Source organism: Planobacterium oryzisoli (assembly GCF_015354315.1).
Lineage (GTDB): Bacteria > Bacteroidota > Bacteroidia > Flavobacteriales > Weeksellaceae > Planobacterium_A > Planobacterium_A oryzisoli.
The window spans coordinates 55,955-81,118 of sequence record NZ_JADKYY010000011.1; the positions used below are offsets into that span (position 1 = coordinate 55,955).

At 40.8% G+C, this 25,164-nt stretch carries 23 protein-coding genes; 14 read left to right on the forward strand and 9 right to left on the reverse strand.

Annotated elements, in window-relative coordinates; genetic code table 11:
* The first annotated feature begins 23 nt into the window (after positions 1–23).
* The gene (locus IC612_RS08720; protein ID WP_194739802.1) at positions 24–1,712 is read left to right on the forward strand and encodes an Ig-like domain-containing protein; all 1,689 of its coding nucleotides are present in this window, start codon (positions 24–26) and stop codon (positions 1,710–1,712) included.
* Positions 1,693–2,154, forward strand: a complete 462-nt coding sequence (locus tag IC612_RS08725; protein WP_228512946.1) for a heme-binding domain-containing protein — start codon at positions 1,693–1,695, stop codon at positions 2,152–2,154. The genes IC612_RS08720 and IC612_RS08725 overlap by 20 nt, the downstream gene beginning before the upstream one ends.
* On the opposite strand, the gene IC612_RS08730 is transcribed toward IC612_RS08725, so the two are convergent.
* Genes IC612_RS08730 through IC612_RS08745 form a run of 4 tightly spaced genes read right to left on the reverse strand, consistent with a single transcriptional unit; the run spans position 2,151 to position 4,782 of the window.
* Positions 2,151–2,663, reverse strand: coding sequence for an NUDIX hydrolase (locus tag IC612_RS08730; protein ID WP_194739803.1), 513 nt, complete (start codon positions 2,661–2,663; stop codon positions 2,151–2,153). The two genes, IC612_RS08725 and IC612_RS08730, sit on opposite strands and share 4 nt — an antisense overlap.
* On the reverse strand, positions 2,660–3,565 hold the full coding sequence (locus tag IC612_RS08735; protein ID WP_194739804.1) for a tyrosine recombinase: 906 nt from the start codon (positions 3,563–3,565) through the stop codon (positions 2,660–2,662). Before IC612_RS08735 ends, IC612_RS08730 begins: the two co-directional genes overlap by 4 nt.
* Before the next feature lie 7 nt (positions 3,566–3,572).
* Entirely contained in the window at positions 3,573–4,013 is a 441-nt protein-coding gene (locus IC612_RS08740; protein ID WP_194739805.1) for a deoxycytidylate deaminase, read from the reverse strand.
* Positions 4,014–4,017: 4 nt separating this feature from the next.
* Positions 4,018–4,782, reverse strand: a complete 765-nt coding sequence (locus tag IC612_RS08745) for an enoyl-CoA hydratase-related protein (protein WP_194739806.1) — start codon at positions 4,780–4,782, stop codon at positions 4,018–4,020.
* Between the two features lie 121 nt (positions 4,783–4,903).
* On the opposite strand from IC612_RS08745, the gene IC612_RS08750 reads away from it, so the two are divergent.
* The 4 genes from IC612_RS08750 to IC612_RS08765 all read left to right on the forward strand — a co-directional run bounded on the left by IC612_RS08750 (position 4,904) and on the right by IC612_RS08765 (position 8,544).
* Entirely contained in the window at positions 4,904–5,851 is a 948-nt protein-coding gene (locus tag IC612_RS08750) for a hydrogen peroxide-inducible genes activator (protein WP_194739807.1), read from the forward strand.
* Positions 5,852–6,019: 168 nt separating this feature from the next.
* The gene (gene metK / locus IC612_RS08755; RefSeq protein WP_194739808.1) at positions 6,020–7,303 is read left to right on the forward strand and encodes a methionine adenosyltransferase; all 1,284 of its coding nucleotides are present in this window, start codon (positions 6,020–6,022) and stop codon (positions 7,301–7,303) included.
* Positions 7,304–7,351: 48 nt separating this feature from the next.
* Entirely contained in the window at positions 7,352–7,834 is a 483-nt protein-coding gene (locus tag IC612_RS08760) for a hypothetical protein (protein ID WP_194739809.1), read from the forward strand.
* A gap of 17 nt (positions 7,835–7,851) precedes the next feature.
* On the forward strand, positions 7,852–8,544 hold the full coding sequence (locus IC612_RS08765) for a YjjG family noncanonical pyrimidine nucleotidase (protein ID WP_194739810.1): 693 nt from the start codon (positions 7,852–7,854) through the stop codon (positions 8,542–8,544).
* A 5-nt stretch (positions 8,545–8,549) separates the two neighbouring features.
* On the opposite strand, the gene trpS is transcribed toward IC612_RS08765, so the two are convergent.
* The 5 genes from trpS to IC612_RS08790 all read right to left on the reverse strand — a co-directional run bounded on the left by trpS (position 8,550) and on the right by IC612_RS08790 (position 14,655).
* Positions 8,550–9,518 carry a tryptophan--tRNA ligase gene (gene trpS / locus IC612_RS08770; protein WP_194739811.1) on the reverse strand — a complete coding sequence of 323 codons (969 nt, stop codon included), beginning with the start codon at positions 9,516–9,518 and terminating at the stop codon, positions 8,550–8,552.
* A 23-nt stretch (positions 9,519–9,541) separates the two neighbouring features.
* Positions 9,542–10,189, reverse strand: coding sequence for a lipoprotein signal peptidase (locus tag IC612_RS08775; protein WP_194739812.1), 648 nt, complete (start codon positions 10,187–10,189; stop codon positions 9,542–9,544).
* A gap of 65 nt (positions 10,190–10,254) precedes the next feature.
* Positions 10,255–10,635 (reverse strand): TraR/DksA family transcriptional regulator, encoded by a 381-nt coding sequence (locus tag IC612_RS08780; RefSeq protein WP_194739813.1) that lies wholly within the window; start codon positions 10,633–10,635, stop codon positions 10,255–10,257.
* A gap of 45 nt (positions 10,636–10,680) precedes the next feature.
* Positions 10,681–14,079: an isoleucine--tRNA ligase gene (gene ileS / locus IC612_RS08785; protein ID WP_194739814.1), complete on the reverse strand. Its 3,399-nt coding sequence runs from the start codon at positions 14,077–14,079 to the stop codon at positions 10,681–10,683.
* A gap of 78 nt (positions 14,080–14,157) precedes the next feature.
* Complete coding sequence (locus IC612_RS08790; protein ID WP_194739815.1) at positions 14,158–14,655, reverse strand: DUF2062 domain-containing protein; 498 nt, start codon at positions 14,653–14,655, stop codon at positions 14,158–14,160.
* A gap of 161 nt (positions 14,656–14,816) precedes the next feature.
* Between IC612_RS08790 and topA the strand changes: the two genes are divergently transcribed.
* The 8 genes from topA (at position 14,817) to IC612_RS08830 (ending at position 24,903) form a co-directional block, all read left to right on the forward strand.
* Complete coding sequence (topA, locus tag IC612_RS08795) at positions 14,817–17,423, forward strand: type I DNA topoisomerase (RefSeq protein WP_194739816.1); 2,607 nt, start codon at positions 14,817–14,819, stop codon at positions 17,421–17,423.
* 121 nt (positions 17,424–17,544) lie between these two features.
* Positions 17,545–18,624 carry an arginase family protein gene (locus IC612_RS08800; protein ID WP_194739817.1) on the forward strand — a complete coding sequence of 360 codons (1,080 nt, stop codon included), beginning with the start codon at positions 17,545–17,547 and terminating at the stop codon, positions 18,622–18,624.
* Positions 18,625–18,891: 267 nt separating this feature from the next.
* Positions 18,892–19,647 (forward strand): polyprenyl diphosphate synthase, encoded by a 756-nt coding sequence (gene uppS / locus IC612_RS08805; protein WP_194739818.1) that lies wholly within the window; start codon positions 18,892–18,894, stop codon positions 19,645–19,647.
* Positions 19,648–19,670: 23 nt separating this feature from the next.
* On the forward strand, positions 19,671–22,220 hold the full coding sequence (locus IC612_RS08810; protein ID WP_194739819.1) for a BamA/OMP85 family outer membrane protein: 2,550 nt from the start codon (positions 19,671–19,673) through the stop codon (positions 22,218–22,220).
* 81 nt (positions 22,221–22,301) lie between these two features.
* Positions 22,302–22,802 carry an OmpH family outer membrane protein gene (locus IC612_RS08815; RefSeq protein ID WP_194739820.1) on the forward strand — a complete coding sequence of 167 codons (501 nt, stop codon included), beginning with the start codon at positions 22,302–22,304 and terminating at the stop codon, positions 22,800–22,802.
* A 61-nt stretch (positions 22,803–22,863) separates the two neighbouring features.
* A complete protein-coding gene (locus IC612_RS08820; RefSeq protein ID WP_194739821.1) occupies positions 22,864–23,352 on the forward strand; it encodes an acyl-CoA thioesterase in 489 nt (162 codons plus the stop codon).
* The gene (gene rfbD / locus IC612_RS08825) at positions 23,339–24,220 is read left to right on the forward strand and encodes a dTDP-4-dehydrorhamnose reductase (protein WP_194739822.1); all 882 of its coding nucleotides are present in this window, start codon (positions 23,339–23,341) and stop codon (positions 24,218–24,220) included. Before IC612_RS08820 ends, rfbD begins: the two co-directional genes overlap by 14 nt.
* Positions 24,217–24,903, forward strand: coding sequence for a hypothetical protein (locus tag IC612_RS08830; RefSeq protein ID WP_194739823.1), 687 nt, complete (start codon positions 24,217–24,219; stop codon positions 24,901–24,903). Before rfbD ends, IC612_RS08830 begins: the two co-directional genes overlap by 4 nt.
* Positions 24,904–25,164 lie beyond the last annotated feature (261 nt).

Consider the following 25,164-nt stretch of genomic DNA (forward strand, 5'->3'; position numbering starts at 1 on the left):
GTAAATTTGAACAAAATAGGTAAATGAAGGGTTATCTTGGGTTAGTACTGTGTCTGTTTGTTCTGTTTTCCTGTGCACGGGTTGGTTCTCCTGTCGGGGGTGCAAAGGATACAATACCACCCGTATTTACAGGTAGTAATATTGATACTACCCGCACCAACATAGGCCGCTCGATTGGGGAGTTAAGACTTGATTTTGATGAGTATGTAACTTTAAAGGATGTTTCTAGAAACCTCACTATTTCGCCACCTATAAAGCTTAAAAAAGTGCTTCCAACTATGCTGGGAAGCAAAACTGTACTAGTTCAGTGGGAAGGGGACCTACAGGAAAACACCACCTATAACTTTAATTTTGGAAATGCAATAGCGGACTTAAATGAGGGTAATGTGCTGCCGTATTTTACATTTGCTTTTTCTACAGGTCCTAAATTGGATGAACTGTATATAACCGGAGATATTTTTGATGGCATGAAGCCCAAACCCACAGAAAGAGAGTTGCTTGAGGGTTCCAAAAATAATTTCGTAGTAGGTCTTTATAAGGCAGAGGATAGTCTAGATTTCAGGAAGAAACCTTATTATATTGCGAAGGCAGATGAGCAAGGATATTTTGAACTAAACTATCTTTCTCCCGGCCAGTACAGACTTGTGGCTTTTAATGATGAAAACCAGAATTCTGTGGTGGACCCTGGTAAAGAAAGTGTGGGATTTCCGGAATATATCATTGATTTGGACAGCAGTATTTCGTCTTTGCCCATTGAACTATTCCCTAGTTCTAAACCTGTACGGTATGTAGAGACAAAAACCATAGCAGGTGGAGTCGAATTAATTTTTGAAGGTAATCCCGAACAAATTGAGATTACGACCGATAATTCCAAAGTAAATGATTTTAAAATCCTGCACAGAAAGCACTCGGATACTGCGAGAGTATATTTTGATGCCGACGCCCTAGGAATAGGTATAACGCAGAGTGAAAATATTAAATTCAAGTATGTGGCTGAAGACAAATCGGGCGACGCTTCGGTCTTTTATCGGAAGATAGCAGATGAAAATATGACGCTGTCCAACGTAAGCGGCGCAGTAGTAAGACCTTCCTCTAAAATGCTCTTTGAAAGCAATTTTCCAGTCACGTCCTTACAAACTCAAAATTGGAAATTACAGCAGGACAGTACGCTTAATCTGGAATTTAACGCAAGAATACTAGAAGGCAATCCTTTTAAATTTGAAATTGAAGCTCCGTTTGAGCAGAATAAAAAATACACACTTAGTGTTCCAAGGCAAAGTGTATTTTCGTATTATACCAACAATGACAAGGCCTATGAATTTAATTTCACTGTAGATAGGAAAGAAAACTACGGAACACTTGTAGTGCAGCTGGCTAACCTACCTGATAAGCCGTTTTGGATGCAGTTGCTCGATGAAAAACAAGCAGTGGTGACAAATATTAAAGAACCCGGTACTACATTTAGTTTTGAGAATATAAGTCCAGGAATTTACAGTCTAAGAATTTTAATTGATGAAAATGAAAATGGATTCTGGGATTTAGCCAATATAAACACGCTGGAGCGTGCAGAACGGGTAGTGGTTTTCCCTAAGAAGCTGGAAATAAGACCGCTGTGGGAGAATAGAGAGTACTGGGATGTACAAAGCAATACAACACAAATGCCTGCAACAGAGTTAGGTTCAAATAGCAATAATGATGAAGACCTGGATTAAAGTACTGGGGTATGTGGCGGCGGGTGTGCTGCTTATCCAGTTAATTCCCGTAGACCAGAGCAATCCTCCGGTGGATAAAACGGTGAATTTCATGGATCTTCAGAAGACGCCTGCCTCGGTACGACAGATTATTGAGAAGAGCTGCTACGACTGCCATTCGTTTGAAACCAAATATCCTCCTGTGGCAAAGATTGCTCCGATATCTTGGTCTATTGCACATAATGTACAGAAAGCGAGGGAAAACCTGAATTTCTCTACTTGGGGCCTGTACAATAGCGATCAGAAGAAAGATATTTTAAAGCGGGCCGCAGAAATGGTAGAGGAGAAGAAAATGCCGGTACCTGGCTACATTGCGCAGCACCCTGAGGCTCGTTTAAATATGGAGCAAAGGAAGGCTCTGTCTTCTTTTTTTAAAGAAATGCTTGAAGAACATCAGTATTAAGCCAAAGTGTATTGCTTTAGAAAGTTGCGCTGAGATTCAAACGCTAATTCGTTTAGGTCTAATTCCTTTAGTGGTACCCAGACCACTTCCGACAGTTCTTCGCTACACATTAAAAATTTGGGTTTTTCGAGCAGATCATACCTAAAAAAAAGATCCATTGTACTGTACTCAATGGCTTTAAACAGGTATTTATTCGGCCTAGAGCCTAAATAGCACAGAGAATCTGGATTAAGATCTATTTGCAACTCTTCCCAAATTTCTCTTTTACAGGTCTGTTCAGCAGTTTCCATCGGATCCGAGAATCCTCCGGGAAGGTCTAAAAGGCCCATTCCAGGTTTGTTTTTACGTCTTGTAAGGAGTATGTCTTTTCTGTGCTGTAGAACGACTGCTACTGCCGATGCGCAGTTGTTATAAAGAACAAACCCACAGGCTGTACAACTCCACTTTTTTGATTCTTCGTATCTAAGACCCGATTTCCCGCATTGGGGACAGTATGTTAATTCGTTCATAAACTCTTTGCTTTGTTTCTGGGGTGGTATTCAAGTATAGCAGTGTGGAGTGCTTCCGTTTTTAAATGGGTATAAATCTCGGTTGTGGTGATACTGGAATGGCCTAACATTTCTTGGATATACCGCAAATCCGCTCCGTTCTCCAGTAGATGGGTTGCATAACTATGGCGGAAAGTATGGGGTGAAATGGTTTTGGATATGCCTGCAGCTGCTGCTAATTTTTTAATTATTATAAATACCATGACTCTGGTAAGCTTTCTCCCCCGAATGTTGATAAATACAAAATCCTGGTGACCATCTTGGAGAGCAAACGTATTTCTCACTCCCTGAATATAGCGCGAAAGAATCTCTGCAGTATAACTTGCCAAAGGTACTAGCCGGGTTTTATCCCCTTTTCCCTTAATCCGTAGAAAAAGTTCTTTAAAATTAATATCTGAGAGTCTGAGATTGGTAAGTTCGCTTACCCGAAGTCCGCAACCATATAACACTTCTATTATTGCTTGATTGCGTTTACCCAGGGCAGTGTTATCTGACACCGCCACTATCCTGTCGATTTCTTCTGTACTCAGAGTATCAGGTAGATACAAGCCAAGTTTTGGGCTTTCCAATAGCAAAGTGGGGTCGTCAGCACGAATATTCTCATCAAGCAAATATCTATAGAATGCCTTAACTGAGGAGATCCACCTGGCCTGAGAACGCTCATTAATATTCCTTTTAGATAGAATATAAAGGCATTCGTGAAGATGCTCAGAGGTTGCTTTACTAATATCTAATTCCAAAAGAGTGGCAATCTCACTTAGGATCTTAACATCGCTTAAATAGGCAGCGGCGGTATTGGCTGCAACCTGCTTTTCCAGAAGCAGATAGTTTTTAAAACCAACTAAATGAAGTTGAAAATCCATTGCATATTTACTCAGGCATTAGTACGGAACGAGGAATCTGTAAAACTTCCACATTATGAGAAGTAAGGAAATTGATACCTTCATTGTCCGAATAGGCATCTATATACACTAATCGAGAAATACCCGATTGCAGAATAAGTTTACTGCACTCTTTACACGGAGATAAGGTAATGTATAAAGTTGCACCTTTAGCCGATTGCGTCGAACTGGATAGTTTGAGGATGGCGTTTGCTTCTGCGTGAAGAACATACCAATGGGTGTTACCAGCGTTATCTTCACATTCATTAATTGAGCCCGAGGGGGTTCCATTATAGCCGTCCGAAATTATCATCCGGTCTTTGACTATTAGGGCTCCCACCTGTTTGCGCCGACAATACGACAGCTTTGCCCACTCTAAAGCCATTTTTAAATAAGCCAGGTCGAATTTATTATACTGATGATCTTCCACAGTACTAAAAATTTGGTTTTCTCTTCTCTAGAAAAGCAGCTACCCCTTCCTGCTTGTCTTTCAGCTCGAAAAGCTCCCCGAAAAAGCGTATTTCCTTATCAAAACCCTCACGACTATTCGAGCAATTGACGGCCTCAATTGCTCGCGCAATAGCCAGTGGTGAATTCCTAGCAATCTTCTCCGCAAATTCTATGGTTTTATCTAGCAATTCTTCAGAATCATAGACGCGGTTTACCAAACCAATTTCGTATGCACGCTCGGCGGACACCATTTCTGCAGAAAATATAAGTTCGTTGGCGATTCCTTTACCAACTAGCTGAGGTAGTCTTTGAGTGCCACCGTACCCTGGAATGAGGCCTAAGGTTACTTCTGGTAATCCCAGCCGGGCATTGGTGGAGGCAAAACGCAAATGGCAGCTCATTGCCAATTCTAAACCTCCTCCCAATGCAAAACCATTGATTGCAGCGATGACAGGTTTGGAAAGATTTTCCACCTTATTGAAAAGTTTATTTTGTCCCTCTCTTGCAAGGCTCTCTGCTTGCTGGGAATCAAAATCTGCAAATTCCTTAATATCTGCTCCTGCTACAAATGCTTTTTCTCCTGAGCCCGTCAGTATTATAACTCGTATCTGCTCGTCGTTATTAGCTGCAGTGAGCGCTTCGCTCAGTTCAGTTATAACATATTTATTCAATGCATTAAGGCTTGCTGGTTTATTGATAGTTATAACTGCAATTCTGCCTTTGATTTCAAACAGTAGATCTTGATACATAGTTAAAGGGGTTAAAAATTTGAATAAGTTGCAATTTAAGCAATTCTGCGCATTGCAGCGTGGGAAATAGTATTAGCATATCATTGAAAGCCTTATATTTGTGATAGATAAAACTAATCACATGAACATTCAACAACTGGAATATCTTATTGCTGTGGATAAGTTTCGACACTTTGGAAAAGCGGCTCAGGCATGTTTTATCACACAACCCACCCTGTCCGCAATGATCCAGAAATTTGAAGATGAACTGGATGTGAAAGTGTTTGATAGAACCACCCATCCAATCCGTACCACCGATGTGGGTGCGGAAATTATTCTTCAAGCGAAAAAAATTATAGATGCAGTCAATGAACTCAGGAATAAAGCTGATCTACTCAATAATGTGCTTGGCGGTAAATTAACATTAGGTATTATTCCTACAGTTGCTACCTATATCCTACCCGTAGAAATTTTTGCTTTTTTGAGTGAGAATCCCAAAGTGGAGATGAATGTCAAAGAAATGACCACAGAGTCAATTCTCAAAGCACTTAAGAGTGGTGAATTGGACGCAGGGATCATCTCGACACCGTACGATGGTGCCAGCGAGTTTTATCAGGATTTTCTCTTCAATGAAGAATTGATGCTGTACAGCAGTGAAAACAACGTATCTGGGGACAAATATGTAATACCTCAAGATGTAGACGTAGAAAAGGTCTGGCTATTAGAAGAAGGTAACTGCTTACGGACACAATTTGAAAATATCTGTCAGTTGAAGGAAAATGTGCTGAAGCCAAAAAATCTGGACTTTAGAGCTTCCAATATAAATACCTTAGTGCAGATGGTGGATAGAGTTGGAGGTATTTCTATAGTTCCAGAGCTTGCCAAAACACAACTCTCCGAGCCACAGTTGCAAAAAATACAACGGTTTCGTAAACCTTTCCCCTATAGAGAAATTAGTATAATTTACTACAAGCCCACCTACAAGCAGAAAATGATTGATGAGTTAATTCGTGCTATTCAGAATTCCGTACATAAAAAACTGGGCTATCATACGGCTCCGGATGATTACATCAGTATTAAGCCCCAATAGTTCGGCTTATTTTGCGGGAAAGAAAATAGATAGTAAATTTGCAATCTAAATTGCGAGGAAAAATTTGTGCTGATTGCAACCTCAGTAAAAAATGCTAAAAACCAAACTTCTCTTTTAGTTTATTTTCTGAACTTTCCAAGCGAATTTTTAATATCAAATAAAAATTACATGCCCTATTTATTTACTTCTGAATCCGTTTCAGAGGGACATCCGGACAAAATTGCTGATCAGATTTCTGATGCGCTTATAGATCATTTTCTTGCTTTTGACCCCAATTCTAAGGTGGCTTGCGAAACTTTAGTAACCACCGGACAAGTAGTTCTTGCCGGAGAAGTTAAGTCTGAAACCTATCTTGATGTGCAGAGTATCGCACGAGGGGTGATTAATAAAATAGGCTATACGAAGGGCGAATATATGTTTGCCGGTGACTCTTGCGGAGTTATCTCTGCAATCCACGAACAGTCTCCTGATATCAACCAAGGAGTCGACCGTGCCGTGGATTCACGTGACTTTGAGGAAAAAGCCAATGGGCAAGGAGCCGGTGACCAAGGGATGATGTTTGGTTATGCAACCAATGAGACCGAAAATTACATGCCTCTAGCACTCGATCTTGCGCATGCACTTTTGGTGGAGCTTGCAAATCTTCGAAGGGAAAATTCGGCTATCAAATACCTTCGTCCTGATTCCAAGTCACAAGTTACTATTGAATATTCAGACGATCACAGACCCATCCGGATCGATTCCATAGTAATTTCCACGCAGCATGATGAATTCGGAAGTGACGAAGCTATGCTAGCAAGAATAAGAAAAGATATGATTGAAATTCTTATTCCCCGAGTTAAGGCAAAACAAAAGATTGAGATTCAGGATTTGTTTACAGATAGTATAACCTATCATATTAACCCAACGGGTAAGTTTGTTATCGGTGGACCTCATGGCGACACCGGTTTGACCGGAAGAAAGATTATAGTGGATACTTACGGTGGTAAGGGAGCACACGGTGGAGGAGCGTTTTCTGGTAAAGATCCTTCTAAAGTAGATAGAAGCGCAGCATACGCAACACGGCATATAGCGAAGAACCTAGTGGCCGCAGGTGTGGCTGATGAAGTTTTGGTTCAAGTATCGTATGCTATTGGGGTTGCGCAACCTTGTGGTTTGTATGTTAACACCTACGGTACTTCAAAAGTCAATAGTACCGATGGGGAGATCGCTGTCAAAGTCCTGGAGCTATTTGATTTAAGACCTTATGCCATCGAACAGAATCTAAAATTGAGAAATCCTATTTATCAGGAGACCGCTGCCTATGGCCATATGGGCCGTGCACCGTATACTGGAAGTAAGACCTTTACCAACGGAACTAATACCGAGAAAATTACTATCAACGATTTGGAGTTTTTTACTTGGGAGAAACTGGATAGGGTAGAGGATATTAAGAGAGCATTTGGAATCTAAGGAAGCAGTATTCTAAGGAATTAAAGTAGTTATTTTAAAATACAGTGTATGAGATTTCTGAAATTGTTGGTTTTGCTTGGATTGATAATATCAGGCAGTCAGTTTGCTCAAGTCACTGTGCATCGAATGGTTCACACTGGGTTTACCTACCAAAATATGGGATTTGGAGAAGTCGGTGGGCGTCTCCTATTTTTAACGACTGACGATGTACTATTCAGAGTGGGCGCTGGTGCTTTGGTGGGGTATAGCCAGGACAAGGTAAAGGCAATGCCGAAACTACAAGGGGATGTTCTTTTTAATTTCAGACGCGGTGTTGATGTTTACCACTCGCATTATTTTCTAACAGGGGTGGAAGCAACTACCAAATATTTAGCACCTAAAGTGGGGGTGTCGGTTTTAGGACTGATTGATCTGACTGCTGGCTACGGATTCCCTCTTGGCTCCCAGGAACAAGGGCAGAAGAAATTTCAAGGCTTAAACTTAAATTTTACTTTGAACGTTCCTATAGTTCTTATTAAAGATCTATTATAGTAGCGTCGTATTCCTATATGATAAAACATGTCTTTTTTGATCTGGATAATACCCTTTGGGACCACCGGGCGAATGCAAAACTTACTTTAGAACAACTTTTTGACCAGTACACCATCGGTCAGGAATATTCCCTACGCTTTGATGATTTCCATAAGGAGTACTTTACAATAAACGAGAATCTCTGGGCGCAAATCCGCGATGGGGAAATTGATAAAGACCATCTAAGAAAACACCGCTTTTATGATACTTTCTTATTCTTTGGTGTGGATAACATGGAATTGGCCCAAAAATTTGAAGAAGGTTTTCTCGACCAAATTATTGAATTCAATGTGTTGGTGGAGGGTGCAAAAGAACTTTTAAATTATTTGCGCACGAAAGGGTATACCCTCCATATACTTTCCAATGGTTTTATGGAGGTAACCAACCGTAAGTGTATTGAGTCCGGTATTGATACCTTTTTTACCACCATAATCAGTGCGGATGAAATTAATGTGAGAAAACCTCAGCGGGAAATATTTGAATATGCGCTGCAGCGCGCAAATGCTAACCCCTCAGAGAGCGTCTTTATCGGCGACGACTGGATTGCAGATATAGAGGGAGCATTAGCATTTGGGATGAGAGCCGTTTTTTTTGATGTTTTTAACGACGGGTTCACTGCACCTAATGTTAATTCGGTCCATAAATTAGCAGAAATTCGAAAACTCCTGTAATATATTTACACACCAAGAATCTGTCTTACCCTGTCTAAGGTTTGCTTGGCAATAGGTCTTGTCTTTGCAGCGCCTGAAATTAGTTTTTCTTCCAATTCGGGCAGATTTTCCATGTAGTACGTGAAAAGATCCCTTTCTTTTTGAAACTTGGCAAGAATTAGCTCGTATAAAGCTGTCTTGGCATGACCATAGCCGTAATTACCCTTTAGGTAATTAGCTCTCATTTTCTCCGTCTGCTCTTCAGAAGCCAGAAGTTGGTAAATAGCAAATACGTTATCCTTATCAGGGTCTTTAGGATCTTCCAACGGGGTGCTGTCGGTTTCAATACTCATTACCTGTTTTTTCAGCTGCTTCTCAGGCAAGAAAATATTTATTATGTTTCCTCGAGACTTGGACATTTTATTGCCATCGGTGCCAGGAACATATTTCGTGTTTTCTTGGAGTTCTGCTTGTGGCAGTACAAATACCTCCCCCATTTGGTGATTGAATCGTGCGCCCATATCTCTTGCCATTTCCAAATGCTGTAGCTGGTCTTTGCCCACCGGCACTATTTCCGCATCATATAGTAAGATATCTGCTGCCATAAGGATCGGGTACGTGAACAGTCCCGCATTAACATCTTCCAATCGGTCCGCTTTATCCTTGAAGGAATGTGCCAAAGTTAATCTCTGGTATGGGAAGAAGCACGAGAGATACCACGATAGTTCGCAAACCTCAGGGATATCACTTTGTCGATAAAAATATGTGCTGTCGGTATCCAGGCCACATGCAAGCCAAGCGGCAGCAATCTCATAAGAATTCTGACGTAAGGTTTTGCCCTCTTTTATCTGTGTTAACGAATGGAGATTCGCGATGAAGAGAAAAGATTCATTGTTACTCTTTTTAGAAAGCTCTATAGCAGGATAAATCGCACCGAGTAAATTTCCCAGGTGGGGTGTGCCTGTAGCTTGTATACCTGTTAAAATACGTGACATTAATAATTTGTTTTTATGGAACCTTAGAAATCCATGCCATTAGGAAATGCTTTTTTTCGGAACACTAGTAGAAGCAAAGCACCCACCGATATTGCGGCGTCTGCTACATTGAAAATATATTTAAAAAATTCAATTCTTTTTCCACCTAGCAATGGAAAAGAAGACGGAACGGTCCAATCGACAATAGGAAAATGAAACATATCCACCACACAGCCTTTCATGAAGTCGGAATAACCCTGGCCAAATGGCACAACCTCAGAGACTCCGCCGTAATCTATCCAACGGTTAATGGTCTCATCGTAAACGGTACCACTATCGAAAATAAGGCCGTAGAACATGCCGTCAATCAAGTTTCCAACCGCCCCTGCAAAGATCATTGCCATTGGGATTATTAAGTAATTAGAGGTATTTCCTTCCTTAAGCCATTTCGAGAATAGATAGACCATCCCGGTTATTAGCGCAATGCGGATGATGACCAGGAAGTATTTGCCAATTAGGCCCCCAAAGTGAAATCCATAGGCCATCCCCGGATTTTCTACAAACGTTAGGCGAAACCAATCTTGGTTCAACACCATAATGCTCTCTCCGAGCTGAAAGTTTGTTTTAATATAAAATTTTGATAGCTGATCTATTAATAAGACCAGAAAAGTAACTAGAACAATTCTTTTCAAGGGTTGAGTTTTTGAAAATAAAAGGTGGAGCACCACCTTATGTTGCCGTAATGTCCGGTATTCTGTTAACGTTGCATATTTTTAGCCTCTATGCTAAGCGTAGCATGCGGCACGGCTCTAAGCCGTTCCTTAGGAATTAATTTACCTGTTACTCTACAAACTCCGTACGTTTTGTTTTCGATTCGAATGAGTGCATGTTTCAAATCCCTAATGAATTTTTCCTGCCTCCCTGCCAAGATTGCATTTTGCTCCTTACTTAACGTTTCAGCTCCCTCTTCAAAAGCCTTAAATGTAGGACTTGTATCGTCCGTACCATTGTTCTGGTCGTTAATGAAGCTTTCGTTTATTAGGCTAAGGTCTTTCTCTGCTTTATCTATTTTCGCTTGTATTAATTCTCTGAATTCCTGCAAATCAGCATCGCTGTATCTTTGTCTTTCATCTGCCATGGCTGCTCGATTGTTTGGTACACAGTCCCGATCGGGGTGTGGTTGTTAATAATTTATTTTGTTCACATTCACCTTTAATAGAATGTCATCAATTTCTATCTCCTCAAAAATTGAGAGTGAATTTACAAATTCTATTTTATCCGACAATACCTCACTGGAAATATGTTCTGTATGGTCAAGAATGTTAGTTTTGAAAGGGCAGGATTCTTCTAAAGTGATTGATATTCTGTCGGTTAAATTGTATTCCTTTTCTTTGCGAAGATTCTGAATTCTATTGATGAATTCTCTGGAAATACCCTCGGAAATCAACTGTTCGTTAAGGGTCAGGTCTAATGCAACAGTAAGTTTGCCTTCAGTCGCCATGGTCCATCCAGGTATGTCCTTGGTACGTATTTCTACATCCTGCAAATCCAGTGTGTAGCCTTCTAATTCCACGTGACCGTTTTTCTCTAGTTGAGAAATCTGCTCTGAGCTGAAATTTTCTAATTGCTGCGCAATTTTTTTCATGTCTTTGCCCAGTTTTGGTCCAAGAGTTTTAAAGTTAGGTTTTACTTGTTTTATGATAAGTGCTGCTGCCTCGGAGGCTCCTATGATTTCAATATGCTTTACATTAACTTCTTGCTTAATAAGTTCGCTCACATCAGAAATCAATTTTTCGGTCCTTGATTCCAGTATCGGAATCATAACTTTGGACAAGGGCTGTCTGACCTTGATGTTCTCCTTCTTCCTGAGAGAGAACACCATGGAAGTGATAGTTTGAGCAAGTTGTGTTTTCTCAACCAGCTCATAATCAATCATTTCTAGGTTCGGCTCAGGGAATAGAGTCAAATGTACGGATTCTTCTTTTTCTTTTTTTGTAACAAGGTTTAGATCCCTATAGAGTTGCTCCATGAAAAATGGAGCGATTGGAGCAGAGATTTTTGCTACACTCATTAGGCAAGTGTATAGTGTTTGATAGGCTGAGATCTTGTCCTGCGAATATTCACCCTTCCAAAATCTTCTTCTGCAAAGCCGCACATACCAGTTACTTAAATTATCGTTCACAAATAAATTTATGGCTCTGGCCGCTTTGGTAGGCTCATAATCCTTATAAAAGGCAGTGACTTCCTGAATTAAAAGCTGTAACTCGGAAAGAATCCAACGGTCAATTTCTGGTCGGCTTTCAATATCATCTTCCTGGTAAGTGAATCCATCTACGTTAGCATAGAGCGCAAAAAACGAGTACGTATTATACAGGGTTCCGAAAAATTTTCTTCGAACCTCATCAATTCCTTCTACATCAAATTTGAGATTTTCCCATGGATTGGCATTGGAAATCATGTACCATCGCGTAGCATCAGGGCCGTATTTATTTAGAGTTTCGAAGGGGTCCACCGCATTGCCTAAGCGTTTGGACATTTTTTGTCCATTCTTATCTAGTACTAGCCCGTTCGAAACCACATTCTTGTAGGCCACACTGTCAAATACAGTAGTTGCAATTGCGTGTAGAGTGTAGAACCAACCCCGTGTTTGATCCACTCCCTCCGCTATAAAGTCTGCTGGAAATGCTTTTTTAGAATCGATCAATTCCTTGTTTTCAAAAGGATAATGTAGTTGTGCATAGGGCATAGAACCAGAATCAAACCAAACATCGATTAAGTCGGACTCTCTGTGCATAGCCTTGCCTGAATCCGATACCAGTACGATCTGGTCCACATGGTTCTTATGCAAATCTACTTTAGCATAATTCGAAGCGGACATATTGCCCGGCTCAAAATCTGCATACGGATTATGGGTCATGATACCTGCAGCCACGGATTTTTCAATCTCGATAAGCAATTGCTCCACTGAACCAATTACAATTTGCTCCTTGGAATCTTCGGTTCTCCAAATAGGTAGTGGTATTCCCCAGTATCTGGAACGTGATAAATTCCAGTCATTGACATTTTCCAACCAGTTGGCAAATCTGCCTTCACCGGTCGACTTTGGTTTCCAGTTAATCTGTGTATTTAATTCTACCAATCGGTCCTTTACTGCCGACATTTTTACAAACCAGGAATCTAAGGGATAATAAAGAACCGGTTTGTCCGTTCTCCAACAATGTGGGTAACTGTGGACGTATTTCTCGACTTTGAAAGCTTGGTTTTGGGTTTTAAGCATGATAGCTAATTCGACATCCCATGATTTTTCAGGCGCATTCTGGTCGTAATACTCATTTTTAATATATTTTCCTCGCCAAGTGGAAGGCACTCTTTCGTCGTCTACAAATTTGCCTTGTAGGTCAATTAGAGGAACAAGGACTCCCGACGCATCTTTTATTAAAAGGGCAGGGATTCCATTATCTTTGGCGACCCTGGCATCGTCAGCACCGAATGTAGGAGCAATATGGACAATTCCAGTTCCGTCTTCCGTGGTAACGTAGTCTCCCGGTATAATACGAAATGCGTCGGATGGTCTCTCATGGGGCTGGAACCATGGCACCAACTGTCTGTATACGGAACCTACTAAGTCTTCTCCTGAGAGATGTCCTAGTACAGTGTAGGGTATTGTCTTGTCTTCAGCAGTGTAGTTTTCTATTTCTTCCTTGGAGACTTGCGAGAATTTTTTCCCTAAGTTCTTTTCCAATAAATCTTCTGCGAGCAGAACGCGTATCGGTAGAAATGTATATTGGTTATACGTTTGAATAAGGACATAACGTATGTTGGGTCCCACGGCAAGTGCAGTATTTGAAGGCAATGTCCACGGGGTAGTAGTCCAGGCAAGAGCAAATAATGGAACTGTGTTGTCGGTTAGTGCCGCAAGTGCATGGCTGGGCGAGGTGATTTCAAACTGCGCCGTTACCGTAGTGTCTGTAACATCCCGATAGGTTCCGGGTTGATTAAGCTCATGGGATGAAAGCCCGGTTCCTGCTTTAGGACTGTAGGGCTGTATGGTATACCCTTTATATAGGAGGTTTTTTTCGTCTAGTTGTTTTAGAAGCCACCACACGGTTTCCATGTATTTGGATTCGTAAGTGATATATGGATCTGATAAGTCTACCCAATAGCCAATTTTCTCGGTTAGATCATTCCATACATCGGTATATTTCATAACCGCTTCCCTACAAGCTTTATTGTAGTCCTCAATAGATATCTTAGTACCAATATCCTCTTTTGTGATCCCAAGTTCTTTTTCCACACCTAATTCAATGGGTAGACCATGGGTGTCCCATCCTGCCTTACGGAAAACCTTCTTCCCTTGTTGGGTATGGAAACGACAAAAGATATCTTTTATGGTGCGTGCCATTACGTGGTGGATACCAGGCATGCCATTAGCAGAAGGTGGACCTTCGTAAAAAATATACTCAGGCTGTCCCTGACGGATTTCGATGGATTTTTTAAATGTATCGTTTTCTTTCCAAAATTTTAAGGAGTCCGTTGCTACTGTGTTCAGGTCTAATTGAGGATATTCAGTAAACTTCTTCATTTTCAAGGTTTTCTCTGCTTAATTTAAGTGTGCGAAGATAAGGAAATTTGTCGAAAAATTAACAAAATGAAGCAGGCTTTATTTATTGCGAATCGCCTTGTTTTCAGGCTGAAGACGTGTTAGCAGAACATAACTTACCAAGCCTCCGATAAGACTTATTACTGTAGCCCATAACATGCCTCCCACTAGATATTGTAGGACATTTCTTTTGATGTCTTCAATTCCTACGTCGTTAAGCGCAACGGGATTTTCACCACCAATAAACTGACGTCCAGTTACAATCGATCCATATATGATAAAGGGGACAAGGGGAGGAAATGCAATTTGGGAAGCAATAAAACTTAACATTTTATTCAATTTCAGGGTACTGGCAAGAAAAACCACCAGAAAAGTATGAAGTCCCCAAAATGGTGAAAAACCAATAAAAAGTCCCAGGGCGATGGATTGGGCCTTGATGTAGTTAGGAGCATTGGTTTCCAGTATGTTCTCCTTTACAAAACGTTTCCACCCTTTTCTACGGTAGTAGCGGTAAAATACTCTCTGGCTGCTTAAAGCGTTTTTTATTTTGGCGAACATATCTATAATACTTTTGTAAAGATACACATTACCGTTCTGCACTTTCTGGAAGACCAGATTTTAAAGTTGATGACCCGAAAGTAAACGTTTATTTTTTGGATCTGAGTTACAGCAAAATGTGCACAAATAAAAAAAGCTCTACTTTTGCAAAAATTTAATGGATGTCAAAGAATTTAGTGATCGTCGAGTCACCCGCCAAAGCTAAAACGATTGAAAAATACCTTGGTAAGGATTTTCAAGTTAAATCTAGTTTTGGACATATTAGAGATTTGCCTAAGAAAGGTATGGGTATCGATTTGACAACCTTTTCGCCAGATTATGAGGTGTCAGCCGATAAGAAGAAAGTAGTTGCGGAGTTGAAAGAGGCGGTGAAGAAAGCGCAGACCGTTTGGTTGGCTTCCGATGAAGACCGTGAGGGAGAGGCTATTGCATGGCATTTGGCAAATGAACTAAAACTTGACTTGGATAGTACCCGCAGAATTGTCTTCCATGAAATCACAAAAAATGCTATTCTAAAAGCTATCGATAATCCACGAAGGATAAACCAAGATCTTGTGAACGCCCAACAGGCGCGACGCGTCTTAGACCGTATTGTTGGGTTTGAAATGTCCCCCGTGTTATGGAAAAAAGTCAAAACTGGACTTTCAGCTGGCCGAGTACAGTCTGTGGCTGTGCGGCTTGTGGTGGAACGAGAAAAGCAAATTCGGGAATTTTCTCCGTCTTTTTCTTATAAGATTGATGGTGTTTTTAAGACAAAGGATAATCAGTCTATTAATGCGAAGTTAAAATCAGATCTACAAAGTGAAGAACAAGCTAGGGAGCACTTAGAACTGTGGAAAGGTAAGGACTTTATAGTGCGTGCAGTGGAAACCAAGCCAGGTACCCGCAGTGCTTCGGCCCCATTCACCACTTCCACATTGCAGCAGGAAGCTTCATCTCGATTAGGATATAATGTGACAACCACGATGCGCTTGGCGCAGAGGCTTTATGAGGAAGGATTCATCACCTATATGAGAACCGACAGTGTGAACCTGTCCAAGGAAGCTATTGACGGTGCAAAATCGCAAATAGAGAGCGAATTCGGTACAGAATATTCGAATCCCAAAAATTTCACAACCAAATCTTCTTCAGCTCAGGAAGCCCACGAGGCAATCCGTCCTACGGATTTTTCTGTTAAATCCATTGGAGACGCCCAACTCAATAAACTGTATCAGTTAATTTACCGACGCACCTTAGCTTCGCAGATGAGCAATGCTAAAATCGAAAGGACCATTATAAGCATCGATTTAGATTCAAAAGCTAAAAGCATTCTTTCTAATAGCGTTAATACTCATTTTGAGGCCACTGGAGAGGTGATTGTATTTGAAGGGTTTTTAAAAGCCTATGGAATTCACAAAAATGAAGATGAGGAGGTATCTGAGGGCGTAGTTGAAGGACTCTTGCCTAAAGTTATTGAAGGGCAGGAGCTTTCCTATAACCAAATAACTGCAACGCAAAAATTCACAAGACCACCAGCACGTTATACGGAAGCAGGGTTGGTGAAAAAACTTGAAGAGCTGGGTATCGGCAGGCCTTCTACTTATGCTCCTACCATCCAGACTATCCAGAATCGCGGATATGTAGATAAGAGAGAAATTGCACCTTTGCAGCGTACTATCAATACACTTATTCTTGAAAAGGAAATCACTAAGAAAGCATTAGTGGAGAACTATGGAGGAGACAAGAATAAATTTGTGCCAACCGACATTGGCGAAGTAGTCAACGAATTCTTAACCGAAAATTTCGCTGAAATCTTGGATTATGGATTTACAGCAAGGGTTGAACAGGAATTTGACGAGATAGCTAATGGGGGGCAGTCTTGGAAAGATGTCATGAGTAAGTTTTATGCCTTCTTTCACCCACGCATTGAAGAAGTGGAACAAAATGCAGACAGAGCTACCGGTGAGAGGCATTTGGGTATAGATCCCAAATCAGGGCGCAACGTGTATGCCCGGATGGGAAGATACGGTGCCATGATTCAGATGGGGGAACAGGACGATGAAGTGAAACCTGTATTTGCCAGTCTAATGGCCGATCAGAATATTGCAACTATCTCACTAGAGGAAGCTCTAGAGCTTTTTAAACTTCCATTTAATTTGAATCCCATTGACGGGCAGGATGTAATGGTGGGTGTAGGACGTTTCGGACCGTATGTAAAGTGGGGAGACACTTATGTCAGTATTCCCAAGAATGAAGATCCATTATCCGTAGATCAACAGCGTGCTCAAGAGCTTATAGAAGAGAAAAAGCGTGCGGATGCACCTATTGATAATTATAAAGGAAATCCAGTTACTAAGGGTAGCGGTCGTTTTGGTCCGTTTATCAAGTACCAAGACTATTTCATAAATGTGCCAAAGAAATACGATTTTGACAATCTCTCCAAAGAGGATATTCAAGAGTTGATTGAGGCCAAGCTCCAAAAGGAGGCAAACCGCTATATCAAACAATGGCCGGAGGAATCAATTGCCGTAGAAAATGGGCGTTGGGGACCGTTCATAAAAATGGGAAAGAATAATTTTAAAATTCCTAAATCGAGTGCAGGAGAAAAATATTCTATTGAGGAGCTTAAGGAAATTTCACTTGAACAGGTCAAGGACTGGATTAAAGAACAAGATCCCAAAGCATTTCAGGAGAAAAAAGCTGCTAAGAAAAGTGCGGTAAAAAAGTCAGCGGTAAAAAAAACAGTGAAAAAGAAGACGAGCACTGCGGTTAAGAAAAAAGCTAAGTAGCCAATCGTTTTAGTTGAGCCTTCCGTGCACCGGTTGCCCCAAAGAAGTCAAACACGTTTTTGGGACAGTCCATCGAGACGGAAGGCTTTTTTTATATTTGCCAGTACCATTTAGATATATTATGAATTTCGAGGATTTTTTAGCGTCCCCCAGTCCCATTAAAACGGAGACGTGGCAATTAGGAAGTATAATTGAGAAGGCACCTTGTCCTGGGGGAATAGCACTCATTTTTGTTTCTGAGCTTAGAGGCTATGGAATGGGAGCGGAACCCATGGATTTTAGTGGCATACGACGCCAATTATATAAGCTTTCCAAACTAGATTTTCATGTGCCTGTCTTCGACGCGGGTGATTTGATTTCTGGTCGTACCTATGAAGACAGCTGTTATGTATTGGAAGAATTTTTGGTTTTCTGCCACACACATCAGATGCTGCCTATGGTAATTGGAGGATCAAGCGATTTAACCTATTTTCTACTCCGTTCATTAGCACAGTCAGAAAAGAACATGATGCTTGCCAGGTTCTCCAGTCGTGTATCCCTGCAGGACGATGAGAAATCCCTTTCGGTACAAAACTTCTTGACAAGAACAGTTAGTTCCCAGGACATAGGATTGAAAGCACTTTGCCATTTAGGACACCAAAAACACCTGAATGCTCCGGAATCAATCAGCCTTCTTAGAGAAGTTGAGTTTGAGACTCTGCGACTTGCAGAACTGATGAATGGAACCGATAATGCCGAACCATTACTTCGCCACGCACATGTGGTGAGTTTTAGTGCCGATGTAATGCAAAGTGATGCAGTAGGTGTTTCTCTATCCCCGCAAATCAACGGGCTGAACCGTAGAGAGACGATGGCTTATTTTAAGGAGATGGGTCTAGGGGAGAATATACGGACAGTGGGTATTTTCGATCTAGATTTAGATTCAGGGAATTGGCAGAATCACCAATTGTGCGCGCAAATGGTCTGGCACTTTATTGAAGGTGTAAATATACAAAGGTCTCACCCTAAAAGCCGGTTGTATGAAACCTACCATGTCCTTAATGATTTGGGTCAGTGGACATTTCATAGAGATACTTTCTCTTCGAAATGGTACTTTGGTCAAGGAGAAGATTCCACGCAGTGGATACCTTGCCGATACCAGGATTACACTGAAGCCAAAGCGGGATTTATGCCGCCCGGACTACTACGACGCTCATTATAATTTTTTTTTCAAAAAAAGCAGATAATCAGGCCATTTCATTAATAACAATTTATTTTTATTTAACTAAATCTTAAGAATTTCCTTAAGATAAAAATGTTTTATATTTGCAGCAATTTGATCAAACACTTGTACTGCTAGGTTCAAGGCAGCTTTCAGCTTTTCTATATAGTATTGTGAACAGTTGGATTGAGTAAAAGCAGCAGTTACATTTCTCGACACCGAGATTGAAGATTGAGTGTAGTGCGCGACACAAACCCTTGTAGATGAATGAGTAGATTTAAAGATGAAATAAACCTGGAAAAGCTGCCTAAGCATGTTGCCATCATTATGGACGGAAACGGACGCTGGGCAAAAGAACGGGGGAAGGAGCGCACATTCGGACACCGACATGCCATAACCGCTGTTCGGGATGCCATCAATGCTTGCAATGAAATTCATATTCCTTATCTTACCTTATACACCTTCTCTTCTGAAAACTGGAAGAGGCCAGAAGACGAGGTCCATAGCCTAATGTCGCTCCTTTCAGAGACTCTCATGCAGGAGGCAGAGGATATCTATAATAAAGGATTAAGACTTCACGTGATTGGGGACCTTGATAAGTTGCCTGAACTGGTTAAGGACCAGCTGTTAAATCTAATGGATTTGACCAAGGATAATCAAAATGGAAATCTCATTTTAGCCCTGAGCTATGGTTCCCAGGATGAAATACTCTCTGCTGTTAGAAAAATCAGCACTAAGGTGAAAGCGGGCGAGATTGACCCCAAGGATATTGATGAAGCTTATTTTGAAAAACATTTGTATACCAGCGAGTTTCCTCCAGTAGATCTGCTTATCCGAACCAGTGGAGAGATCAGGATCAGTAATTTTCTCCTTTGGCAGATTGCCTATGCAGAACTCCAATTTTTGGATATTCTATGGCCGGATTTTAATAGGGATGAGTTTTTCAAATGTATCGTCGCGTATCAACAAAAGGAACGCAGATATGGCAAGATCAGTGAACAGTTAGAAGAAAAGAAGATTTAGAGACCGTTTAGACTAATAGAAGAATGAAATTAAAATTCATACCCATCATCATGTTTGCCGCATCAGCGCATTTTTATGGTCAGGTTACAGAGCCCCAAGATAGTACCGCAGTAGCCGCTCAGAGTGTAGCAGCAAAGGATCCGGGCACGTATTTCCTTAAAGATATCGTGATTGATGGCGTACAAAAATATTCACCCGCTCAAATCCTTCGTTTTACGGGGCTTAACAAAAATGAGCAGGTAGAAATCCCAGGACAGAGAATAAGCAATGCTATCAAGCGTCTATGGGAACAAAATATATTTTCAGTAGTGGAAGTGTATGTGGAAAGCGTAGAAGGGGAGCAGGTTGTACTAAGGTTCCGACTGGAGGACCTTAAAGAGTTGGGTGAGGTGAAGTTCTCCGGTAAGGGGGTTACCAAATCCAAGCAGGAAAAAATGGTCAAAGACTACAATCTCAAGCCAGGGACTAAAATCACCAATAATCTTGTATCTACCCTTAAGTCTAAAATACCACAGGATTATATAAACAAGGGATATGCAGATGCTAACATCACAATCCAGGATAAAGTCAATGCAAATGATCCCAACCTAGTAGATTGGGCCATTGAAGTCGACCGTGGGAAAAGGATAAAAATCGACCATATTGAATTCGAAGGAAACGACAATGTTTCCGATAAAAAATTACGGAAAAAAGGTTTCAAAGAAACCAAGCAAAAAAGATTTGGAATTGGAGGGATATTAAAAAGCTCCAAGTTTATCAAAGAAAAATACGAAGAAGATAAAATTAACCTCATAAACTACTACCAATCGTTAGGGTTTAGAGATGCAGCAATTGTGTCGGATTCTGTGTGGAGAAATAACAACAACAATTACGAAATCAATGTAAAGCTCAATGAAGGAAAGAAGTACTATATTGGTGATATTACTTTCTTAGGGAATACAACCTATTCTACAGAAGTTCTTCAAAAGCTACTTGGATATAAGTCGGGTGATATCTACGATGCAGTAGGATTCAATAAAAAAGTGGGTGAAGATGGTGGAAAAGAAGATGATTCGGATATCAAATCACTGTATTTAAATAACGGATTCTTGTTTTCCCAAGTTGTACCAGTTGAAAAATCGGTAGTAGGAGATTCTATTAACTTGGAAATCCGTATCAATGAGGGAGAGAAAGCTACTTGGAACAGAGTGACCTGGTCGGGTAACACCACTACACATGACCATGTGATATTAAGAGCATTAGAGACAAAGCCAGGGGATTTGTTTTCCAAGTCCATGATAAAGAGAACCTATTTTACCCTTGCAGGACTACCTTATTTTGACCCTCAACAACTGGGTCAGGAAGTACTTCCTAACCCTCAAGACAACACAGTAAATATGCATTGGACTGTGGTGGAAAAGGGATCATCCCAGGTGCAGCTTCAAGCTGGCTATGGCGGAAATTCCTTTATTGGAACTCTTGGACTAACATTCAATAACTTCTCACTTCGTAACTTTCTGAAATTAAAAGACTTCAAACCTGTTCCGCAAGGAGACGGACAAACGTTTTCCATTCAGGCGCAGGCGGGACAGTATTTTCAGAATTATGGAATCAGTTTCGTAGAACCATGGCTTTACGGAAGCAGGCCGACCGCATTGTCTGTGGGTGCTAACTATTCGCGCGTGAACTATAGGGATCTTTCTGGAGCAGATCAGAAATTAGGTATTTTTTCAGCCAATGCAGGGTTGAATCGCCGATTGAGTTGGCCGGATGATTGGTTCTCTCTCTACACGGGCGTTCAGTACCAAAGCTACGATTTTGAGAATTATCCTTTCCAGTTTGGAAACACTACCGAGACAAATGGAACAGCAAAGAATTTCTCCTTTAATGTTACTTTAAGTCGGAATTCCGCAGGTTTTGATCCGATATTTCCTACAACAGGGTCTAATTTGGAGGCCTCAGTGAAATTCACTCCTCCGTACAGTGCCCTTAATAATAAAGATTATTCGACACTCACTCCAGTAGAGAAATACGAGTGGATGGAATTCTATAAAGTGAAACTAAAAGCGGACACCTATAATACTATAGTTGGGAAATTAGTACTTCGAAGTACTGCCGAGATGGGCTTTATGGACGGATACAATAGCGAACTAGGAGCTCCGCCGTTTGAGCGCTTCTATGTAGGAGGAACCGGGCTGTTTGGAGGAAGATTTGATGGAAGAGAGCTTATTCCGCTTAGAGGATATGAAAATGCTTCCACAACAGGTTATACATCAAGTTCTCCTTACGATGTGACACCATACGGTGGTGCCACGATTTATAATCGTTTCTCTGCCGAGCTTCGGTATCCAATCTCACTAAACCAGACAGCCAAGATTTTTGCGTTAGGTTTTGTAGAAGGCGGTAATGCGTGGAATTCCTGGGGTTCCTACAATCCTTTTCAGCTGAAGCGTTCTGCGGGTGTTGGAGTCCGCGTATATATGGGTGCATTCGGTCTGATTGGATTTGATTTTGCCTATGGTTTTGATAAGACATTAGGTTCTCCTGACGCATCTGGATGGAAGACACACTTCTTAATGAACCAATCTTTATAATTGGATTATTTTTAACCTTAGGGTAGAAAAAACATCCAACAACTAGTAAAATTTAAACAAGAATATAATTAACAACCCATTATGAAAAAATTAAGTGTATTATTTGCAGCGGTAATGATGTTTATGTCAGTAGGATTTGCAAAGGCCCAGAAAGTAGCGTCCCTGGATTTACAGGCGGTGCTTAATTTGATGCCAGAAAAAATAAAAGCGGATGAGCAACTGATGGCTCTTAACAACACGAAGAAGGCGGAGATTGAAAAAGAAATTGCTAAAGTGCAAGATCTATTCAAGAAATACTCTGAAGAAGCACCAAAGCAAACACCTCAGGTAAATGAGCAGCGCGATGCGGAAATTCAGAAAATGCAGGAAAAAGTTCGCCAGATGCAAGCTGCCGCACAGAAGGATCTGGGCGAAAAAACAGATGCTGCATACGGACCGATTGAGAAGAAATTCAATGATGCCCTTACCAGAGCTGCAAAAGCTAATGGCTGGGAGTTTATATTTGATGCCAATAGTATGGGTCTAATATACAAAGCTGGTCCAGATGCGACCGCAGCGGTTAAAAAAGAATTAGGACTTTAATTACTATTTCCTTACGACAAAACCATCCTTTGAAGAGGGTGGTTTTTTTTATTTTTGCTATATGATTAAAGAAGTATCTACAAGCGTAAAAGTGCGTTTCAGTGACTGTGATCCAATCGGTCATCTCAATAATGTAAAATACCTGGAGTATATGCTTAATGCCCGAGAAGATCATGTCGAGCAGTTTTATGGGTTCACTTACGAACAGTATACAAAGAAAACGGGTTGCACTTGGATAGCCATTCAGAATGAGATTGCTTATTTAAAAGAAGTGCGCTATAATGCGCGGGTGGTTATCTCCAGTAAAACGATAGAGATTGGGGACCGCGTCTCCAAAGTGGAGATCTTAATGAAAAGTGAGGATGAATCCATAGTGCATGCCGTTCTTTGGATTACCGTTATCTATTTTAATTTGAAAACACGGCGCTCCGAGGTACACCCTGCAGAGACAAGAAAATTATTTGAGAAGTTCCATGTGGAGCTAGAGCAAAAGGATTTTCAGAGTAGAACAGAATATTTAAGAAAACTAAACAAGCATGCTGGTAAATAATCCCGTTATATTAGTAGTAGGTGCAAAAGGACAGTTAGCACAATGTATTGAAAAAATAAGCGAATACTATTTGGAGCGCTATGAGTTTCGCTTTGTTTCTTCCGAAGAAATGGACGTGCGAGAAGAAAGTTCTGTTAAGGATAGCTTTGAACGGCATAAGCCAGCGTATTGTATTAATACCTCTGCGTACACGGCTGTGGACCTGGCGGAGTCTGAGCCAGAGGATGCGTTTGCAGTCAATGCAGATGGGCCAAGAAATTTGGCCGTCGTTTGCAGTGAATTTAACTGTACCCTCATACACGTCTCAACGGACTACGTATTTGATGGTGATACCCGTATTGCTTACGATGAAGATAATTTCACAAGCCCGCAGAGTGTTTATGGAGCGTCTAAATTGCAAGGCGAACAGTGGGCCCTGGAGCAGTGGGATAAAACTATTGTTGTAAGGACTTCCTGGTTGTACTCTGAATTTGGTAAAAATTTTGTGAAAACCATGCTCCACCTTTTTACCAATAAAAAGGAAATTCAAGTAGTAAGTGACCAGTATGGTCAACCAACCTATGCGGTAGATCTTGCACAAGTGCTAATGGATATCATCTCTTGTGAAAGGAAAACCTATGGAGTTTTCCATTATTCCAATTTTGGAGAAACAACTTGGTTTGATTTCGCAACGCAGATTAAGAAATTGTCGGGATCCAAGATTGTGATCCATCCTGTTGATTCCTCTGTATTTCCCACAGTTGCAAAACGTCCTTTGCGAAGTACACTTAGTTTAGATAAGATTGAGAAATGCTATGGAGTGCAGTCCCCTTATTGGGAAAATAGTTTAGAGCAATGTTTGCACGCTTTAGAAGAATTGGAGTTATGAGAAAATTAGTATTGACAATAACACTAAGCATGTTTGTGTGTGGAAAGGCCCAGCAAGTACGTCTTAGTAAAGCCGAGTCCGTAGGACCGGAAGGGTCCACCGCATTCTATAAATTAGATTCGTTACAGAAGGAATATAAGTATTTAGGAGAATTGGAAATTTGGGGTGCTACTGAAGATGAGGCGATGCTTTTTAATAAGGTATTAGATAAATCAAAGCAGATCGGAGCCAATGCCTACTTGTGGCAACCCATAGAAAGTTTGGAAGGTGTCACAACATTTAACCCTAACCATTTTTATTTGTCTCTTTATTACGTGCAGTCTTATAAAAAAGAGGAAAATGTAGTATATCTTATATCTTCTTCATCTGAGAAGCAACGTGTCACTGTTAATGGTACTAAAACAAATCTTCCGCCAAAATCATTTCGAAGATTCGTACTTAGTCCTGGAGAAACAATGGATATTGCATCCGGTGGATTTTTAGGGAGCAAGATAAATCTAAGTTACAAAGAAAATCAACCAGTACAGTTTCTTCGAATATTGAAGGGTGGGATAAGTGTAAATCACGGCGCTCCAGAAGGAGGGTTAAAAATAAAGTCAGGAGATTTGCAAATTCTAGAAAATAGATTTGGCTATTTTCTCACGCAATTATACAGTATAGATAATCATTCGATCCAACAGTAATCTCTTCACTCTGCGATCAAACTTCTACAATAAAGGGAATGTGTTTTTTTTAGGTGTAAATTTTTCTTTCTAATAGTCAAAAAGTTACGTTTTATTTGAGTGAAAAAGTGCAGTATAATTTGGAAGGAGAGAGAAAACGCGTATCTTTGCAATCCGAAATCGAAAGAAGGTAGGAGCGCAGGAGTAGATGATTGAATTAGGAAAGGAGTTAGGGATAAGAGAGGGCGTTTGGTCTTCGAAAGAATCTCAAAATTTTTTTCA

Coding starts and splice junctions, on each gene's coding strand:
- IC612_RS08765 (WP_194739810.1), top strand. CDS start 7,852: ATGATAAAACATGTCTTTTTTGATCTGGATAATACCCTTTGGGACCAC.
- trpS (WP_194739811.1), bottom strand. CDS start 9,518: ATGTCACGTATTTTAACAGGTATACAAGCTACAGGCACACCCCACCTG.
- ileS (WP_194739814.1), bottom strand. CDS start 14,079: ATGAAGAAGTTTACTGAATATCCTCAATTAGACCTGAACACAGTAGCA.
- rfbD (WP_194739822.1), top strand. CDS start 23,339: ATGCTGGTAAATAATCCCGTTATATTAGTAGTAGGTGCAAAAGGACAG.
- uppS (WP_194739818.1), top strand. CDS start 18,892: ATGAGTAGATTTAAAGATGAAATAAACCTGGAAAAGCTGCCTAAGCAT.
- IC612_RS08725 (WP_228512946.1), top strand. CDS start 1,693: ATGATGAAGACCTGGATTAAAGTACTGGGGTATGTGGCGGCGGGTGTG.
- IC612_RS08815 (WP_194739820.1), top strand. CDS start 22,302: ATGAAAAAATTAAGTGTATTATTTGCAGCGGTAATGATGTTTATGTCA.
- IC612_RS08720 (WP_194739802.1), top strand. CDS start 24: ATGAAGGGTTATCTTGGGTTAGTACTGTGTCTGTTTGTTCTGTTTTCC.
- IC612_RS08750 (WP_194739807.1), top strand. CDS start 4,904: ATGAACATTCAACAACTGGAATATCTTATTGCTGTGGATAAGTTTCGA.
- IC612_RS08780 (WP_194739813.1), bottom strand. CDS start 10,635: ATGGCAGATGAAAGACAAAGATACAGCGATGCTGATTTGCAGGAATTC.
- IC612_RS08830 (WP_194739823.1), top strand. CDS start 24,217: ATGAGAAAATTAGTATTGACAATAACACTAAGCATGTTTGTGTGTGGA.
- IC612_RS08820 (WP_194739821.1), top strand. CDS start 22,864: ATGATTAAAGAAGTATCTACAAGCGTAAAAGTGCGTTTCAGTGACTGT.
- IC612_RS08745 (WP_194739806.1), bottom strand. CDS start 4,782: ATGTATCAAGATCTACTGTTTGAAATCAAAGGCAGAATTGCAGTTATA.
- topA (WP_194739816.1), top strand. CDS start 14,817: ATGTCAAAGAATTTAGTGATCGTCGAGTCACCCGCCAAAGCTAAAACG.
- IC612_RS08730 (WP_194739803.1), bottom strand. CDS start 2,663: ATGAACGAATTAACATACTGTCCCCAATGCGGGAAATCGGGTCTTAGA.
- IC612_RS08760 (WP_194739809.1), top strand. CDS start 7,352: ATGAGATTTCTGAAATTGTTGGTTTTGCTTGGATTGATAATATCAGGC.
- IC612_RS08735 (WP_194739804.1), bottom strand. CDS start 3,565: ATGGATTTTCAACTTCATTTAGTTGGTTTTAAAAACTATCTGCTTCTG.
- metK (WP_194739808.1), top strand. CDS start 6,020: ATGCCCTATTTATTTACTTCTGAATCCGTTTCAGAGGGACATCCGGAC.
- IC612_RS08810 (WP_194739819.1), top strand. CDS start 19,671: ATGAAATTAAAATTCATACCCATCATCATGTTTGCCGCATCAGCGCAT.
- IC612_RS08790 (WP_194739815.1), bottom strand. CDS start 14,655: ATGTTCGCCAAAATAAAAAACGCTTTAAGCAGCCAGAGAGTATTTTAC.
- IC612_RS08800 (WP_194739817.1), top strand. CDS start 17,545: ATGAATTTCGAGGATTTTTTAGCGTCCCCCAGTCCCATTAAAACGGAG.